Source organism: Bradyrhizobium sp. HKCCYLS3077 (assembly GCF_051167555.1).
Taxonomy (GTDB): Bacteria; Pseudomonadota; Alphaproteobacteria; order Rhizobiales; family Xanthobacteraceae; genus Bradyrhizobium.
The window spans coordinates 1-15,586 of sequence record NZ_JBNPTH010000004.1 but is presented as its reverse complement, the minus strand read 5'-3'; the positions used below and the strand labels follow the sequence as shown (position 1 = coordinate 15,586).

Annotated in this window: 14 protein-coding genes; 3 read left to right on the top strand and 11 right to left on the bottom strand. The window is 64.8% G+C overall.

The window, feature by feature from the left end; translation table 11 throughout:
* Positions 1 to 6: 6 nt before the first annotated feature.
* The 11 genes from ACQR0Z_RS16295 to ACQR0Z_RS16245 form a co-directional block, all read right to left on the bottom strand.
* The gene (locus ACQR0Z_RS16295; RefSeq protein WP_434919334.1) at positions 7 to 708 is read right to left on the bottom strand and encodes an ABC transporter ATP-binding protein; all 702 of its coding nucleotides are present in this window, start codon (positions 706 to 708) and stop codon (positions 7 to 9) included.
* A gap of 7 nt (positions 709 to 715) precedes the next feature.
* The gene (locus tag ACQR0Z_RS16290; protein WP_434879972.1) at positions 716 to 1,996 is read right to left on the bottom strand and encodes a lipoprotein-releasing ABC transporter permease subunit; all 1,281 of its coding nucleotides are present in this window, start codon (positions 1,994 to 1,996) and stop codon (positions 716 to 718) included.
* 95 nt (positions 1,997 to 2,091) lie between these two features.
* Positions 2,092 to 3,426: a proline--tRNA ligase gene (gene proS, locus ACQR0Z_RS16285; RefSeq protein ID WP_434859142.1), complete on the bottom strand. Its 1,335-nt coding sequence runs from the start codon at positions 3,424 to 3,426 to the stop codon at positions 2,092 to 2,094.
* 212 nt (positions 3,427 to 3,638) lie between these two features.
* On the bottom strand, positions 3,639 to 4,136 hold the full coding sequence (locus ACQR0Z_RS16280; protein ID WP_434919333.1) for a TlpA family protein disulfide reductase: 498 nt from the start codon (positions 4,134 to 4,136) through the stop codon (positions 3,639 to 3,641).
* Positions 4,133 to 5,359 carry an exo-alpha-sialidase gene (locus ACQR0Z_RS16275; RefSeq protein WP_434919332.1) on the bottom strand — a complete coding sequence of 409 codons (1,227 nt, stop codon included), beginning with the start codon at positions 5,357 to 5,359 and terminating at the stop codon, positions 4,133 to 4,135. Before ACQR0Z_RS16275 ends, ACQR0Z_RS16280 begins: the two co-directional genes overlap by 4 nt.
* 8 nt (positions 5,360 to 5,367) lie before the next feature.
* Positions 5,368 to 7,758 carry a TonB-dependent receptor family protein gene (locus ACQR0Z_RS16270; RefSeq protein WP_434919331.1) on the bottom strand — a complete coding sequence of 797 codons (2,391 nt, stop codon included), beginning with the start codon at positions 7,756 to 7,758 and terminating at the stop codon, positions 5,368 to 5,370.
* Positions 7,759 to 7,852: 94 nt separating this feature from the next.
* Positions 7,853 to 8,194 carry a DUF2946 family protein gene (locus ACQR0Z_RS16265; protein WP_434879968.1) on the bottom strand — a complete coding sequence of 114 codons (342 nt, stop codon included), beginning with the start codon at positions 8,192 to 8,194 and terminating at the stop codon, positions 7,853 to 7,855.
* 98 nt (positions 8,195 to 8,292) lie between these two features.
* Positions 8,293 to 9,078: a DJ-1/PfpI family protein gene (locus ACQR0Z_RS16260; RefSeq protein WP_434879967.1), complete on the bottom strand. Its 786-nt coding sequence runs from the start codon at positions 9,076 to 9,078 to the stop codon at positions 8,293 to 8,295.
* A 22-nt stretch (positions 9,079 to 9,100) separates the two neighbouring features.
* On the bottom strand, positions 9,101 to 9,622 hold the full coding sequence (locus ACQR0Z_RS16255) for a copper chaperone PCu(A)C (protein WP_434879966.1): 522 nt from the start codon (positions 9,620 to 9,622) through the stop codon (positions 9,101 to 9,103).
* 151 nt (positions 9,623 to 9,773) lie between these two features.
* Entirely contained in the window at positions 9,774 to 10,139 is a 366-nt protein-coding gene (locus ACQR0Z_RS16250) for a DUF2946 family protein (protein WP_434879965.1), read from the bottom strand.
* Positions 10,140 to 10,670: 531 nt separating this feature from the next.
* The gene (locus ACQR0Z_RS16245; protein ID WP_434879998.1) at positions 10,671 to 11,435 is read right to left on the bottom strand and encodes a metallophosphoesterase family protein; all 765 of its coding nucleotides are present in this window, start codon (positions 11,433 to 11,435) and stop codon (positions 10,671 to 10,673) included.
* Positions 11,436 to 11,722: 287 nt separating this feature from the next.
* On the opposite strand from ACQR0Z_RS16245, the gene ACQR0Z_RS16240 reads away from it, so the two are divergent.
* From ACQR0Z_RS16240 to ACQR0Z_RS16230, 3 genes are read left to right on the top strand one after another with little or no spacing between them, the layout of a single operon-like run.
* Complete coding sequence (locus ACQR0Z_RS16240) at positions 11,723 to 12,757, top strand: sugar ABC transporter substrate-binding protein (protein WP_434879964.1); 1,035 nt, start codon at positions 11,723 to 11,725, stop codon at positions 12,755 to 12,757.
* An 11-nt stretch (positions 12,758 to 12,768) separates the two neighbouring features.
* Positions 12,769 to 14,274, top strand: coding sequence for a sugar ABC transporter ATP-binding protein (locus ACQR0Z_RS16235; protein ID WP_434879963.1), 1,506 nt, complete (start codon positions 12,769 to 12,771; stop codon positions 14,272 to 14,274).
* 10 nt (positions 14,275 to 14,284) lie between these two features.
* A complete protein-coding gene (locus ACQR0Z_RS16230; protein ID WP_434879962.1) occupies positions 14,285 to 15,322 on the top strand; it encodes an ABC transporter permease in 1,038 nt (345 codons plus the stop codon).
* Positions 15,323 to 15,586: the final 264 nt, after the last annotated feature.

The following is a 15,586-nucleotide window of genomic DNA, read 5'->3' as shown; positions in this document are numbered from 1 at the left end:
CGAGTCTCAATCGAGCTCGACGACCTTGCCGCCGACGATGGAGACGCGCCGGTCCATGCGGCCGGCCAGCTCCATGTTGTGGGTCGCGATCAGCATCGCGACCCGCGTCGCCTTCACGAGCTGCATCAGCGCGTGAAAGACATGATCGGCGGTCTCGGGATCGAGATTGCCGGTCGGCTCGTCCGCCAGCAGCGCACGCGGCGCATTGGCGACGGCGCGCGCGATCGCCACGCGCTGCTGCTCGCCACCCGACAGCTCGGCTGGACGATGCTTGATGCGCTCGCCGAGCCCAAGATAGGCCAAAATCTCGGTGGCGCGCTTCACCGTCTCCGAACGCTTCAGGCCGCGGATCATCTGCGGCAGCATCACGTTCTCCAGTGCCGTGAATTCCGGCAGCAGGCGATGCGACTGATAGACGAAGCCGATATCCGTGCGGCGCATCTGGGTGCGCTCGATGTCGGTCAGTTGTGAGGTCGGCACGCCGCCGACATAGACCTCGCCTTCGTCCGGGCTCTCGAGGAGACCCGCGATGTGCAGCAATGTCGACTTACCCGAACCCGACGGCGCCACCAGCGCCACCGACTGTCCCGCCCATAAGGCGAGCTTTGCGCCGTCCAGAATGGTCAGCTGCTGCTCGCCCTGCATGTACCGTCGTTTGATCTCATGGAGATAAACGACCGGTACATCCTCCGCCCCCTGCTCGTCCATCAGCGCCTCACTCGTAGCGCAGCGCTTCGACCGGGTCTAATCGGGCCGCGCGCCAGCTTGGGTAGAGCGTCGCCAGAAAGGACAGGGTCAGGGCCATGATGAGAACAGCCGCGGTCTCACCCGCATCGATCTCGGCCGGCAGCTTTGAAAGGAAATAGAGTTCCTGAGGAAACAGATCGGTGCTCGTGAGCCAGGACAGGAACTGCCTGATCGACTCGATGTTGGCGGAGATCAGCAATCCGACGACGAACCCGGTGAGCGTGCCGACCACGCCGATCGCGGCGCCCGTGATCAGGAAGATGCGCATGATCGCGCCCTGCGAGGCGCCCATGGTCCGGAGGACCGCGATATCCTGGCCCTTGTCCTTCACCAGCATGATCAGCCCGGAGATGATGTTGAGAGCGGCAACCAGCACGATCAAGGTAAGGATCAGGAACATCACATTGCGCTCGACCTGGAGCGCGTTGAAGAAGGTCGAGTTGCGCTGGCGCCAGTCGACCAGGAAGATCGGACGCCCGGCCGCCTCGGTCACCGTCTTTCGGAACTGCTCGACCTTGTCGGGATTGCTGGTGAAGATCTCGATCGCTGTGACGTCGTTGTTGCGGTTGAAATAGGCCTGCGCTTCGGCCAGCGGCATGAACACGAAACTCGAATCGTATTCGGACATACCGATCTCGAACACGGCCGCGACCTTGTAGGGCTTGATCCGCGGCGTGGTGCCCATCGGCGTCACCGCGCCTTTCGGGGCGACCAGCGTGATGCTGTCACCGGCATGCAGCGAGAGCTGGTCGGCGAGACGCCGGCCGATCGCCACCCCCTGCCCCTCGTCAAACCCTTCCAAGGAGCCCTGCTTGATGTTTTTGGCGATCGACGTCAGGTTCGTTAGGTCCTGCGAGCGGATGCCGCGGATGAACACGCCGGAGGCGTTGAACGGGGAGGAGCCGAGGCCCTGGCCGTCGACGACCGGCGCGGCAAGCCGGATCCCCTGCACCTGCGCGATGCGCTCGGAGACGTCCTTCCAGTCCGTCAGCGGCGATTCCAGCGGTTGCACCAGCAGATGGCCATTGAGGCCGAGGATCTTGTCGAGCAGCTCCTTTCGGAAGCCGTTCATGACCGCCATCACGATGATCAGCGTCGCGACGCCGAGCATGATGCCGAGGAACGAGAACCCCGCGATCACCGAAATGAACCCTTCCCGGCGCCGCGCACGCAGATAGCGTCCCGACAGCATCCACTCGAAGGGGGCGAAGGGCGCGGTCTGCACGGGTTCGGTCATGGCGTTATCCATTGCGCGATCATCCCATGATTCGGGCCGATTGTGGCCGGATTGGCCGGAAGGAAGGGGCTACCCCCGGTGGATAATCCGATGATCGAACGCCCGCCTCAGGCCGGCTGAGTTCCGCCGCCGAGACGCGCCACGACGTCGGCGGGCGACATCATCTGGCGCGCGCCGTCGCTGCGGGTCTTCACCTCGACCTTGCCCTCGGCGAGGCTCTTGGGTCCGACCATGATCTGCCAGGGGATGCCGATGAGATCGGCGGTGGCGAATTTGCCGCCGGCGCGCTGCTCCGTGTCGTCGTAGAGCACGTCCACGCCCTTGGCGAGGAGATCGCGATAGAGCTGCTCGCAGGCCGCATCGGTGTCGGAGCCACCCTGCTTCAGGTTCAGGATGACCGCGCGGAACGGCGCAACCTCTTCCGGCCATTTGATGCCGGCATCGTCATGGCAGGCCTCGATGATCGCGCCAGCCAGACGCGACACGCCGACGCCATAGGAACCGCCATGAATGGTGACCTCGGCGCCATCGGGACCGGCAACCAGGGCCTTCATCGGCTCGGAATATTTGGTGCCGAAGTAGAAGATCTGGCCAACCTCGATGCCGCGGGTGTGAACGCGGCGCTCTTCCGGCACCTCGCTCTCGAAGCGGGCGTGATCATGCACGTCCTCGGTCGCCGCGTAGAGCGAGGTCCATTCCTTGATGATCGGCGTGAGGTCGCCGTCGTAATCGACCGAGGCCGGCGGGATCGGAAGATCGAGAACGTTGCGATCGCAATAGACGCCGGACTCGCCGGTCTCCGCCAGCACGATAAACTCGTGGCTGAGATCGCCGCCGATCGGGCCGGTCTCGGCGCGCATCGGGATGCCCTTCAGGCCCATCCGCGCGAATGTGCGCAGATAAGCGACGAACATCTTGTTGTAGGCGCGCCGCGCGCCGGCCTCGTCGAGGTCGAACGAATAGGCGTCCTTCATCAGGAATTCGCGGCCACGCATCACGCCGAAGCGCGGACGCTGCTCGTCGCGGAATTTCCATTGAATATGATAGAGGTTGAGCGGCAGGTTACGGTAGGACTTCACATAGGCACGGAAGATTTCCGTGATCATTTCCTCGTTGGTCGGCCCGTACAGCAGCTCGCGCTTGTGGCGGTCGCTGATACGCAGCATCTCCGGACCATAGGCGTCGTAGCGGCCGCTCTCGCGCCAGAGATCGGCGAGCTGGAGGGTCGGCATCAGCAACTCGAGCGCGCCGGCCCGGTTCTGCTCCTCGCGCACGATCTGCTCGATCTTCTTCAGCACCTTGAAGCCCAGCGGCAGCCAGGCGTAGATGCCGGCGGCCTCCTGCCGCAGCATGCCGGCGCGCAGCATCAGCCGGTGCGAGACGATCTCGGCTTCCTTCGGATTTTCTTTCAAGATTGGCAGGAAAAACCGCGACAAACGCATGGGGCGAGGCCTTCGAGATTCGGTTCGGGCTGGCGCAGTCAAACCGGATCAGGCGGCAAAACACAAGACTGGGATTGAAAAAAGGCGGCTAAGCCTCCGTATTCCCGATCATTTTACTGCCCTCGCTCACGTGGAGGATGAACCAGCACAGGCGCCTCGTTGCGAACCGGCCGCGCCCGCGCGGCCAGCCCGAGCCGCCACGCGGCGCCACCCTATTGCGGGCGTCCCTGCTCCGACCACCATTTGTCGAGGTCGCTGATCTCGGCGCTGCCTTCGATGGTCGACATCGCGCCGTCGCGGGAGACCAGAATGGTGCGGGGAATCTCGCCCTGCCAGGACGGATCGATCTCGAACCTGAGACGCTCGGCATAGCCGTCGTTGAAGATGAAGTTCTCGGCTGCGGCGAGGCCCGCCTTGTCCAACATGGCCTGGGTCGCGGCATCCAGATTCGGCACGAGGTCGGCACTCACGGTGACGACGTCGATCTCGGGATGATCCGCCATGAACTTGCCGAGCTGCGGAAGCTCGATCTTACAGGGGCCGCAGGTCACGCCCCAGAAATGGATCAAGGTCGGCCGTCCCGCATGGGACCGCAGCACCTCGCGCCAGGAGCCGCGCTCGAACGGCTTGAGCGACGGCGGCGCCGCGGTGCTCGACGCGGTCAGGGCGAGAAGTCCCGCAATGGCCAAGCCCAACATGGCGCGCTTCATGACTCGTCTCCGATCGCCTGCAGCCGATAGCCGTCCGCCTTGGTCATCCAGGACAGGAACACCTTGCCGCCTTTCGACACAAGGAGCGGATGGTCCGACGCATTGTCGGTGCTGGCGAGGGCGCGCGGTTTCGACCAGGTTTCGCCATCGTCGTGCGACTGCATCACCATGACCGTGGTCCGCTCGCCGTCGAACTCCTTCCACACCAAAGTTGTCATCTCTGACGTCGCAAGCAGATAGGGCCGCGTCGGGTTGCGGTCGGGGCGGCCGATCGGCATCGGGTCGGAGAAGGTCCGGCCGCCGTCGCGCGAATGCGCATAGAACAGCCCCTTGCGGACCTTGCCGCTGGTGAACCAGGCGACATGGTAGGCGCCGCTGGGCGCGACCGTCAGGGTCGGCCCCTGGTGCGGGCAGGCCTTGATCTGCCAATCGTCGGTACTGACCCGATAGACGTCGCCGGGCGTGGCGAGGTCCTTGAAGGTCACCACCGCATGATCGCGGACGCTGCCCTCGAAGATGTTGCGGAAGATCACGACCGGACGTCCGGGCCCCGCAAACGCGAGGCCCAGCCGGCAGCATTCGCAGGTGTTGTCCTGGGCCATCGTCGCCTCGGCATAGGTGGCGCCGCCATCGCGCGACGAGGCGAAGAACAACGCGGCCCCCTCGTAAGCACGCCCCGCAGCCTTCGCCGGCACGCGGTTGCGCTTGTCGAGCCAGGCCACGAAGACGGTCCCATCCTGGTCGAGCGCCAGCGCCTCGAAGCGCTGGCTCTCGTTGTTCGCCGTGATCGGGCGGACAGGCGCGAAGCTTTGGCCGCCATCATCCGAGCGCGTGTACAGCACCTGCCCGTTGAAGGCCTGATCGCGGAAGATCGAGAACGCGACCGCGATCCCGCCCTTGCCGTCGACCACCAGCTTCGGACGGGCATCCGGTCCCCAGTCGAGATTGAGCGGCTGGTCGTTGACCGCCACCGCCGTGGACAGCGTGCGGCCCTCATCACTCGAGCTTGCGACCGACACCCGCCCACCGGCCATCCAGGCCAGCCAGAGCTTGCCGTCAGCGGCGAAGTACGGCGTGACCTTGGTGGCGCATCGCAATTCGGTGCCTTCGCAGGCCGCGTCCGAGCCATGCTGATGCGCCATCTGGGCCTGGGCGATTGGCGCACAAAGCAGACCTATCGCTACTCCGAGCAGAGCACTCTTGAGCCGTACCGTTGCTGTCATGCTGGTCCTCATCGGAATGCCACCTTCATGCCGGCCAGGAACGCGCGCGGCGAGCCGGCGTAGATCGTCCCGGTGGTCGCCACGTCCTGTACGCCGGATTTCATCGCATTCTGCAGGTTGTTTGCTGAAGCGATGTAGGTGCGGTCGAACACGTTACGGACTTCGAAGAAGACGTTCAGCGACTTGAACGTCTCCGAAGCCAGCTCCGTCTTGTAGTGAACGTTCAGGTTGACGAGCTCGTAGCCGGGCGCCTTCTGCAGGTTGCCGTTGTCCATATAGAAAGAGTCCTTCCATTGGACCTCGACGAAACCACCGAGCCCGGCCAGTCTGCCGCTGTCGTGATCGTAGCCCAGCCGCGCCGTCAGCTCGTTCGGCGAGATGCCAGGGATCTTGTTGCCGGCGCGGTTGAAGCTGAAAAGCGTCGATCCGCTGGCGAGGTTCTCGGTGTAGTCGGTGTAGGTTTGGTCCAGATAGGTATAGGCGGCGGTGAAACGCCAGCCCGGCAGGAACCGCCAGTCCGCCGCCAGCTCGACGCCGCGATGCTCCGAACGCGGCGCGTTGAACGTGTAGGACGAGTTGAGCGGACCCGTAACGGCCTGGGTGACGATCTCGTTGCGGAAGAACTCGTAGAAGCCGGTCGCACTGACTGTCACCGTCCGGTTCGGCGTCCAGTCGAAGCCGACATCGTAGCCGAGATTGGTCTGCGATTTCAGCTGGGTGTTGTTGCCGAAGGCGCCGGTCGGCAGAACGAACAGGTTCGACGCCTGCGGCGTCCCATAGCCGGTCGCGACGCGCGCGCGCAGCAGCCAGTCGCTGTTCACCTTGTAGAGCAGCGCCAGCTCTGGAGCGAGATTGTCGAACTGGCGGTCCGCGGTGGTGATTGATGTCGTCGCAATGCCCGTCGCGTTGTAGCTATACGCCGTGTTCACCCCGCGCAGATGCGTGCGCTCCCAGCCGAGTCCGGCCACCGCAGTCAGGGCAGCCGTCAGCTTGAGCTCTTCGCGCGCCCGGAAGCCATAATTGGTGGTTTCGCTCCACGTGTTGCCCGAAAGACGTCCGAGCGCCGCGTTGCCGCCGGGCACCACGAAGCGCGTATCCCCCGACGCCGTGAGCGTATTGTAGAAGGCACCGAAGAAGGCGGTCGATTCCAGGCCGAAGATCTCACCGCGCCTGGTGATGTCGCTCATGTAGTTATAGGAGGGATAGTCGCCGATCGCGCTAGTGGATCCCGTGGGCTGGCTGATGTTGCGATCGTCGAACACGAATTGGTTGCGCCATGTCGTATTATTGTCGAAGTCATGCTCCCAGCGACCGCCGACGATGGTGCGGCGGTCGTTGCGGCCGAGGCCGGCCTGCAGCGCGGTTTCCGTGTCGACGCCACCCAGCGTATTGAATCCGTTTTTGTTGAGGCCGACGGTCTGGCAGCCGGCGGCAAACGACTTCCCGTTGGTGCAGCCCTGCTGATATGGATTGAGATAGTAATTGCTCAGCGTGTATCGGACCGGCAGCCGCGTCGTGAGATCGTTGTTGATGATCTTCACCGTGAACCGATCGTCCGGCGTCACCTTCACCGTGCCCAGGAAATTGACCGTCTGGGTGTTGAACCAGCTGTTGCCGAGATAGCCGTCGCCGCGGACATCGCTGGTGAACAGCGATCCCTCGAAATTGCCGACCTTTTTGCCGAAGGCGAGATAGTTGCTGAGATAGCCGAAGCTGCCGCCCTCGCTACCGATCTCCGCGCCGTCGATGCTGCCGCCGGGGCGGGTGCGGAAATTGATCGCGCCGCCGGTCGCGTAGTTGCCGTACAGCGCCGAGGACGGTCCTCTGATGACGTCGACCGCGCCATAGGCGTGCGGATCGATCAGATCGCTGCGCGACAGGCCGTCCGGCTGGGTGACCGGGAAGCCGTCCTCGAACAGCACGATGTTGCGGATGCCGAAGCCGTTGCGCGCATTGGAGCCGCGGATGGAGATGCCGAGATCGCGCGGGCCGTTGCCCTGCTTGACCGACACGCCGGGGCTTTCGCGCAGGATGTCGCCGACCGAGAAGGCAGGCCGGTCGTCGAAGCGGCTGCGGTCGATGGTGGTTGCCGTCTGGCCGGACGGCGACTGGCTGAGCTGGTCACGGGCGGCGCTTGCTCCGGCGAGCCGGCCCGACGCGGCCTGCCCCTGGCCGGAGATGTTGGCGGCCGACGCCACCGGCTTCGGCGCGCGGGCGCTGACCGAAATGGGCTGCGCCGCCGGCTTGCGCGCGGCGCGAGGCGCCGCAGGACGCGGGGCATCGACGGTGACGGATGGCAATTCCCTCACGGACTGGGCGGACGCGACGGTGGCCGGCGGCAACAGCACGAGCTGCAAGGCGACCACGCTCACGCCACCGAGGGCATGACGACGAAACATGTGAGACTTCCCCAATGCCGGCTCGACGGCCGGTCTTCCTGATCAGTTTGCAGACCGGCGCAAGCGCTTGTCGCGACGGTGATGATTTGCTTGGTCAGGAGAGGACGGGAGGTCCGCGCGGCTGCGTTTGTGAGCGAGAGGGAAGATGGATGAGGGTGAGTTCGCGCCCAATCCAGGCGATCCGCGCCCATCCGCGCAGCGGGGCCGTGTTGGCGGCAACAGGCGGCAGATCGAGGGCGACGGCGGCGTGGAGCACGCAGCACATGACGCAATCGAGGCCGCAGGCCGTGCGGTCGGTCTCGCGATTGGACGGGGCGGCGTCCACTTCGGCATGGCAGATCGCGGCGCCGTCGAACGGATCGAGGGTTGAGGCCGCGGCAGCCGCGATGGTCGAAGCTGCCACCGGCGCCAGCACTTGAATGATCAGCGCCAGCAAGGCGATTGGCAGCAGGCGCGCGATCCAGCCACGCCGCGCACCGCAATTGTCACGGCCATTGCGCGTGCGAGGATAAGAAGGGATCGCGCGACCTGGACTCATCGGACGCCGAGCCTCGATCCGGCCGCGCGCGCCGCCTGCTCGGCCTGCCGGATCAGCGGGCCGCGCTGCGTCAGCACGGCATTGGCCGCCTCCACACCGGCTCGCTCGGGTGATCCGGCCGCAAACGGCGGCTGCGGATCATATTCGATCAGAAGCTGAATGCGCTTGGCGTTCTCCTCGCTGGTGAGTTGCGCAGCCAGCGCGAGCCCGAAATCGATGCCCGCGGTGACGCCGCCCGCCGTGATGCGGTTGCGATCCGACACGACGCGGTCGGCCACCATGGTTGCGCCCATCAAGGGCAGCAGGTCGCGGACGTACCAATGCGAGGTTGCCTTGTAGCCTTTGAGCAGGCCAGCCGCGCCCAGAAGCAGCGCCCCCGTGCAGACGCTGGTGACAAAGCGCGCGGTCTCGCCGCGCTTCGCGACGAAGTCGACGGTCCGCGGATCGTTCATGCCGTCGACGGTGCCCTTCAGCCCGCCCGGCACGAACAGAACGTCGAGATCGGCTGTCGCGGTCTCGAAGCTGTGACTCGGGCTGACGGCGATCCCGACGTCGGTCGCGACCGGCGCCATGGATGCGCCGATCAGCCTGATGTCGGCCTGCATGATGTTGAAGACGGTCAGAGGACCGGTGAGATCGAGCAGGATCATGCCCGGATAGACCAGCAGGCCGATGACCGGCCTGCCGGGCAATCGCTGTCCCGGTTCGGCATGTGCGCCGGGCAGCAGCAGGCCGCTGAGCGATCCCGCCAGCAGCGCCTGGTTGAAGACCCGTCGGTCCATGAAAAGCCCCTGGTCCAGGACGCTACATCTTCATCCCGGAATGATCGTGCTGCTTCATCATGCTGCCGCCGCCCTCGCCGCCCGGCCCCTTCGCGCCGACCGCCTGAACCTCGATCGTCACCGCCACCTTCCCGGCCTTCTCGAACTCCAGCGTCACCGGCAGCTTGTCGCCCTGCTTCAGCGGGCTCTTGAGATCCATCAGCATCAGATGATAGCCGCCCGGCGCCAGGGCCACGGTCTTGCCCGGCTCGATCGTGAGCCCGTTCTCGAGCGGACGCATCGTCATGACGCCGTTGTTCACGGCCATTTCGTGTACCTCGATGCGGCCGGCGACCTCGCCGGACACGGCGACGAGGCGATCCGGCGCCGTGCCCTTGTTTGCGATCGTCAGATAGCCCGCGCCGGTCTTGGCCCCGCCCGGCGTGGCCCGGCTCCAGGGCTGGCTGATGACGAGGTCACCGGCCTTGATGTCCGCGGCGAAGCTGGCGGGCGAGCCGATCAGGAGAAGAGCAAATGCAAACAGGGAACGTCCAAGCAGAGTCATGACGGTGATCCTTCGATGAAAGTTGCCGCAAATACGCTGGTACGACACATGGACCCATATCCGTACGGACCGGGGCCGGACGAACAGAGAGACAGCGTCTTTGCGATTCGGAGTGGAGAGGAATCTCTTCGGCCGCGGAGCGGCCAGGCCGTCATGCCGCAGGAGGCGCTCTTGCGCGCGCAGAGGACGACGCCAGGGCGGCCCGGATATCCGCAGCCATTGACCGCCACACGACGACCCGCGCTTCACGCTGGGGAAGATCGGCGCGGATGGGCGCCGGCCCCTCGAACACGACCGGCTGCACCGTGCAGCAGAGCGCACACGCCGAATGGCCAAGCTTGCCGGAGGGTTCATTGTCGGCCGGCTGGGAACCCGCTCGGCTGTGGCAGATCTCGACACCGCGCAGCGGATCGGATGCGTTCGCGGCCGTGGCCCAGGCAAACCCGATCGGCGCCAGGATCTGCACCATCAGTGCGATCAGCACGATCGGAAAAAACGCTTGCAGCCGCTGCCGCATGGATGCCCGCCAATTGAACCGGGATCTTGTGCCCCAGCCCTGCCCCCGAGTCGAGGACAGGATGGGCACAGTCCGGGACATTCGGACGGCGGTCGTTGATTAAGAACAACGCCGCGTCCGCTTTCGGGCCGCCAGATTACGAGGTATTTTAGCACCTAGTGAGGGAAAAAACGAAAATAAAACCCGCCAATTGCAGGCACTTATCGATCATTTCATGGAATGCGCGAAATTTGAACAATCGTTGCCGAAAAGGATGACAAACGCAAAAAGATCGTCTACGAATTCGGGCCTCAGGCTAACGCTTGCGGAAGTCTGGTGGTCCAAGTCTCGGGAGGAGCCCTGGCGCGCAAAAAGCAGCGTCACCCCGCTTAACAAGATCAAATCTGAACTTGCGGGATATCAAAGGGTCGACACAATTTCCGAGCAGGGCCCGCTGCCCTGCTCTATTTTTTTGAGCCGGCAGATCATCTGTCCAGAGACTATGCCTCTCCTCATGAACGCTGCCTGAACGTGGTCCGCCGCGGCTCTGCGTCAGCTCGTCGCGAATGACGGCAAGGGCGCGCGCCAGTGCGATTTGGTTCTCCGCCATGGCAGCATGAGAGACACCGGCTCTCTGCCCCGCACCACCCAGCGCAGTTCATCGGCCTCGACCTCCAGCACGCCGAACGACTCGGCCGGCTCGCCGGAGATGAAGGTCTCGGTCAATGATTGAAGCGTGATGTGCGGCGTGCCGTCGACCGTGGTCAGCGTATTCCAGTGTACATGACCGGCGAGCGCGACGATCGGACAGGGCGCGCCGGCGATGACCTTCCGGATCTCGCCGACGTCGGCATAGGTCGCATGCCCGGGATTGGCCTCGAAGTAATAGTTGCCGGTCTGCGCGTGCCCCGACAGCGGCACGTGGCTCACGAGCAAGGTCGGCCGCTCATCCTCGCCGAGCAAGGCCTCGAGGCCGTCGAGATCGCCGTCGGACAGATGCAGCCCGCGCGCGCGGGTGAGACGGACATCGGGCTGCCAGAACACGCATCGGATGTCGCCGATGGGGAGTGAACGCGACCCGCTGGGGAGATCGAAAATCGCTTCATTGTCGGCAAGCGTGAGACATGCGACATCATGATTGCCGCTGAGGTGATGGTGTGCCACCGCAAGGCTCGCGAAGCCCATCGCGACGTCGCTCTGGAGCAGGCGGTCTCGTTCGGGATCCTCATCCGAGATTCGGTCGCCGAGATCGATCACCGCATCGACGCGCGCGTCGTTGACCTGTGCGACAAATCGCTCCAGCAGCGGCAGCGCCATCGCGCCGCGCTTCGTTGGTGTGTCCTGTCCGTGATGGATGTCGCCGATCACAGCAATGCGCGTCGTTGCCAAAACCGCGTCTCCAACAAATGCATGGCGCAAGACGATGTCATGCGCCGCGTAGCATGGACGCATCACCGTTTTCTGACAACGCGTGCGCCGCGACATCAGTTGGATGCAGCGCACAACATCCGGCTGTAGCGTGTTCTCTGGGGTTGTGAAACAGTGCAGCTCTTGGCGGCGCGATCAATGACGACGCCAGACAACAATGGGACAGGGAGCACGGCATGTCCGGCACTGACGAAACGTCCAAAAAGTCATTCAAGAACAGGCGCGATATTCTCCAGGCGGCGACCGCCGCGGGCTCTGCGGCGGCATTGCTCGCCGGCTTCGGCATCAACCCGGCGCTCGCCGCCGAGATGGGCCGCTCCGAGAAGCCGCTGAAGGCGGCGTTCTCCAATGCAGGTCTGCAGGCGACGTGGTGCGCGCAAGGCAAGCAGGCCGCCGAATGGTGGGGCAAGCTGCTCAACGTCGAGGTGACCTGGTTCGACGGCCAGCTCGATGCGGTGAAGCAGCGCGCCGCGATCGACAACATGGCCTCGCAGAAGTGGGACTTCGTCGCCATCCAGGCGTTCGGCATCGGCACGCTGACGCAGCCGGTGCAGAAGATGATCGACGCCGGCATCCCCGTCATCGACATGGACACGCTGATCGCGCCGCTCGATCAGATCAACGTCCACTCCTTCCTCGCACCCGACAACGAGTTCATGGGCGCATCCGTCACCCAGGCGCTCGCGAATGCGATGGGCGGCAAGGGCAAGATCATCATGACCCAGGGCGCGCTCGGCCACACCGGTTCGCAGGGCCGCGCCAAGGGCTTCAACTCGGTGATCAAGCAGTTCCCGAACATCGAGGTGCTCGACACTCAGCCGGCCGACTGGGACGTGTCGAAAGCGGCGCGCCTGTGGGAGACCTATCTCACGAAGTATCCGCAGATCGACGCGGCCTTCTTCCACAATGACGACATGGCGCTCGCCGCCTACAACATCATGAAGGCGCGCAACCGCACCAACATCCTGATCGGCGGCGTCGACGCCATGCCGCCCGCGATCCAGGCCGTCAGCGACGGCCGCATGTTCGCAACCGTCCGCAATCCGTCCTGCCGCATCCATGGCGGCGCGATCGTGGCCGGCGTCGCGGCGGTGACCGCGGGCGAGAAGAGTGGCCAGGGCATTCCGAAACATGTGATCACCGACGGCCCGGTCGTGACCAAGGCCAATGCGCCGGGCATGCAATGGATGGAGGATCACTTCCTGATCTGAAGTCTCTTCCCATGCTGGACAGCCGCCCACCACTTCTGCAGTTGCAGGACATCACCAAGTCGTTCGGCGGCGTCACCGCGTTGCGCGGCGTCGACTTCACCCTTCGACCCGGCGAGATCCATGGTCTCGTCGGGGAGAACGGCGCCGGCAAGAGCACGCTGATGAAGATCATCGCCGGCGTGCATACCGGTTTCTCCGGCCGCTTCCTGCTCGACGGTCGCGAGGTCCATTTCAATTCCGTCCGCGACGCGCGCGCGGCCGGCATCGCCATGGTGCATCAGGAGCTCAGCGTCGCGCCTGATCTCACCGTGGCCGAGAACGTGTTTCTCGGCAATCAGCCGACCAATGCGCTCGGCATCGTGCAGTGGCGACGCATGGCGCGCGAGGCGGCCGAGCAGCTCAAGAAGCTCGGCATCGACGCCGACCCGATGAGCCGGCTCGGCGATCTCCCGATCGGCGTTCAACAGCTGATCGAGATCGCGCGCGTGCTGTTCTCAGGCGCGCGCATCATCATCCTGGACGAGCCGACCTCCGCACTGTCGCCTCCCGAGGTCGAGCGACTGTTCGCGGCCTTGAACCGGCTGCGCGCGCAAGGCACGGGCATCATCTTCATCTCGCACTTCATCGAGGACATCCTGCTGATCTCCGACGAGGTGACCGTGTTCCGCAACGGCCGCAAGATCATGGAGACCAGGTCCGCCGACACCAGCAAGGCGGCGCTGATCGAGGCCATGATCGGCAAGGGCCGCGATGCACTCGAGGACAGCTACACCCATGACATCACCCTGCCCGCGCCGCCGGCCGACAAGCCGGTGGTCGTGGAAGCCGAAGGGCTGTCGCTGGCCCGCAATCTCAAGCGCGTGTCGTTCTCGGTCCGCGCCGGCGAGGTGCTCGGCATCTATGGCTTCATGGGGTGCGGCCAGCTCGAGCTGGCCCGGATCCTGTTCGGCAAGCTCGCGCCCGATGCCGGCGAGTTGCGCGTTTCAGGTGAGCCCAATCGTTTCAAGAGCACGGCGGATGCTTGCCGCGCCGGCATCGCCTTCGTGCCGGAGAGCCGGCGCGACATGCTGTTCCTGCAGGAGCCTGTCTACAAGAACGTGTCGATCAGCATCCTCGACCGCATCAATGCGGTGCTGCTGAAGCCCTCGCGCGAACGCGAACTGGCCCAGAAGCAGGTCGAGCAGTTGCAGATCCGCCCGGCCGATGTCGAGATCGACCTCGGCCTGCTCTCGGGCGGCAACCAGCAGAAGGTGGCACTCGCGAAATGGCTCAGCCATCCGCCGCGGCTGCTGGTGCTGTGCGAACCCACGCGCGGCATGGATGTCGGCGCCAAGAGCGACGTCATCGGCATCGTGCGCAAGCTGCGCGACCAGGGCATCGCCGTGATTGTGATGTCGACGGAGCCAGAGACCGTGCTGTCGATGGCCGACCGGGTCATCGTTCTCAAGCGCGGCGAGGTCGTGCGCGAATTCGCCGGCGAAACAATCAGCAAAGACCGTCTGCTCGAGGCGGCGTAGGGAGACTTTCATGGCGCATGGCGAGACCGTTCCGATGCCCGAGGCGCAGCCGCGACGCGCGGGCGGGGTCGCCGCGCTGCTGCGCTCGCAGATGCGCAACATCGCGCCGTTTTTGACGCTGATCTTCCTCACGGCGTTCTTCGCGATCGCCAGCCCGTCCTTCGCCACGCTGGACAATGTCGGCAACATCCTGACGCAGGTCTCGATCACCGGCATCATCGCCGTCGGCCTGACATTCGTCATTCTTTGCGCCGAGATCGACCTGTCGATCGCCGCCATCGCCAACGTCACCGGCATCGCGGTCGCCTACTTCACCTTGCAGGACTCCTACGTCAACATCGCCAATGTGCCGATGCCGGGCTTTGCCGCCATCCTGCTGGCGCTCGCGTTGTGCGCCCTGCTCGGCGCCGTGAACGCCTTCGGCCTGACCGTGATCGGCATCCCCTCCTTCATCATGACGCTCGCGATGATGCAGATCGCGGCCGGCGTCTCGGCGATGCTGGTGCGCGGCCAGATCGCCTACAAGGTCCCGCCGATCATCACGACACTCGGCTCAGGCTCCATCGCCGGCATCCCGTGGATCGTGATCGTCGCCGCCCTGATGCTGCTGCTCGGTCACCTCGTGCTCACCTACACGCGCTTCGGCCGCTACGTCTATATGGTCGGCGGCAACCGCGAGGCGGCGGAGTACTCGGGCCTGAACGTCAAGCTGATCCTCGGCAGCGTGATGGTGATCTCGGCGGTCTGCTCCGGCATCGGCGGCATGCTGGGCGTGGCGCATTTCGGCAGCGCGCAGCAGAACGAGTTCGACACCTATTTGCTCGACTCCATCGCCGCCGTCGTGGTCGGCGGCACCAGCCTGTTCGGCGGCCGCGGCGGCATCGGCAACACCATCGTCGGCCTGTTCGTGCTCGGCGTGCTCAACAACGGCCTCGACCACGTCAACATCGACAGCTTTTTGAAGATCCTGATCCGCGGCCTGATCCTGCTCGCGGCGCTGGTGATCAACGTCTATGCGCAGCGGCTGCGGGCCAAGGCGGCGGACTAACTGAGATGCCGTAGGGTGGGCAAAGCCGCCGCCAAAGGCGGCAGCGTGCCCACCGCCCATCCCCGAGCGCGGTGCGCGATGGTGGGCACGGCGCGAGAGGGACCGAGGCCGAGCCGATACATCATGGCGCGCGCCTTTGCCCACCCTACTCAGCGGTTTCCATCACCAATGGCAGAGCGACGCTGCCGTAGATGGGGTAACGGGCCGACCACCCGAGCGTCTCGCTCGCTACGGCGCGATTTATAAGCGCGCTCGCGAGACGCT

What these genes read in the sequence shown, in the direction of transcription:
- ACQR0Z_RS16295 (WP_434919334.1), bottom strand. Translation starts at nt 708, where the DNA reads ATGGACGAGCAGGGGGCGGAGGATGTACCGGTCGTTTATCTCCATGAG.
- ACQR0Z_RS16290 (WP_434879972.1), bottom strand. Translation starts at nt 1,996, where the DNA reads ATGGATAACGCCATGACCGAACCCGTGCAGACCGCGCCCTTCGCCCCC.
- proS (WP_434859142.1), bottom strand. Translation starts at nt 3,426, where the DNA reads ATGCGTTTGTCGCGGTTTTTCCTGCCAATCTTGAAAGAAAATCCGAAG.
- ACQR0Z_RS16280 (WP_434919333.1), bottom strand. Translation starts at nt 4,136, where the DNA reads ATGAAGCGCGCCATGTTGGGCTTGGCCATTGCGGGACTTCTCGCCCTG.
- ACQR0Z_RS16275 (WP_434919332.1), bottom strand. Translation starts at nt 5,359, where the DNA reads ATGACAGCAACGGTACGGCTCAAGAGTGCTCTGCTCGGAGTAGCGATA.
- ACQR0Z_RS16270 (WP_434919331.1), bottom strand. Translation starts at nt 7,758, where the DNA reads ATGTTTCGTCGTCATGCCCTCGGTGGCGTGAGCGTGGTCGCCTTGCAG.
- ACQR0Z_RS16260 (WP_434879967.1), bottom strand. Translation starts at nt 9,078, where the DNA reads ATGGACCGACGGGTCTTCAACCAGGCGCTGCTGGCGGGATCGCTCAGC.
- ACQR0Z_RS16255 (WP_434879966.1), bottom strand. Translation starts at nt 9,622, where the DNA reads ATGACTCTGCTTGGACGTTCCCTGTTTGCATTTGCTCTTCTCCTGATC.
- ACQR0Z_RS16250 (WP_434879965.1), bottom strand. Translation starts at nt 10,139, where the DNA reads ATGCGGCAGCGGCTGCAAGCGTTTTTTCCGATCGTGCTGATCGCACTG.
- ACQR0Z_RS16245 (WP_434879998.1), bottom strand. Translation starts at nt 11,435, where the DNA reads ATGGCGCTGCCGCTGCTGGAGCGATTTGTCGCACAGGTCAACGACGCG.
- ACQR0Z_RS16240 (WP_434879964.1), top strand. Translation starts at nt 11,723, where the DNA reads ATGTCCGGCACTGACGAAACGTCCAAAAAGTCATTCAAGAACAGGCGC.
- ACQR0Z_RS16235 (WP_434879963.1), top strand. Translation starts at nt 12,769, where the DNA reads ATGCTGGACAGCCGCCCACCACTTCTGCAGTTGCAGGACATCACCAAG.
- ACQR0Z_RS16230 (WP_434879962.1), top strand. Translation starts at nt 14,285, where the DNA reads ATGGCGCATGGCGAGACCGTTCCGATGCCCGAGGCGCAGCCGCGACGC.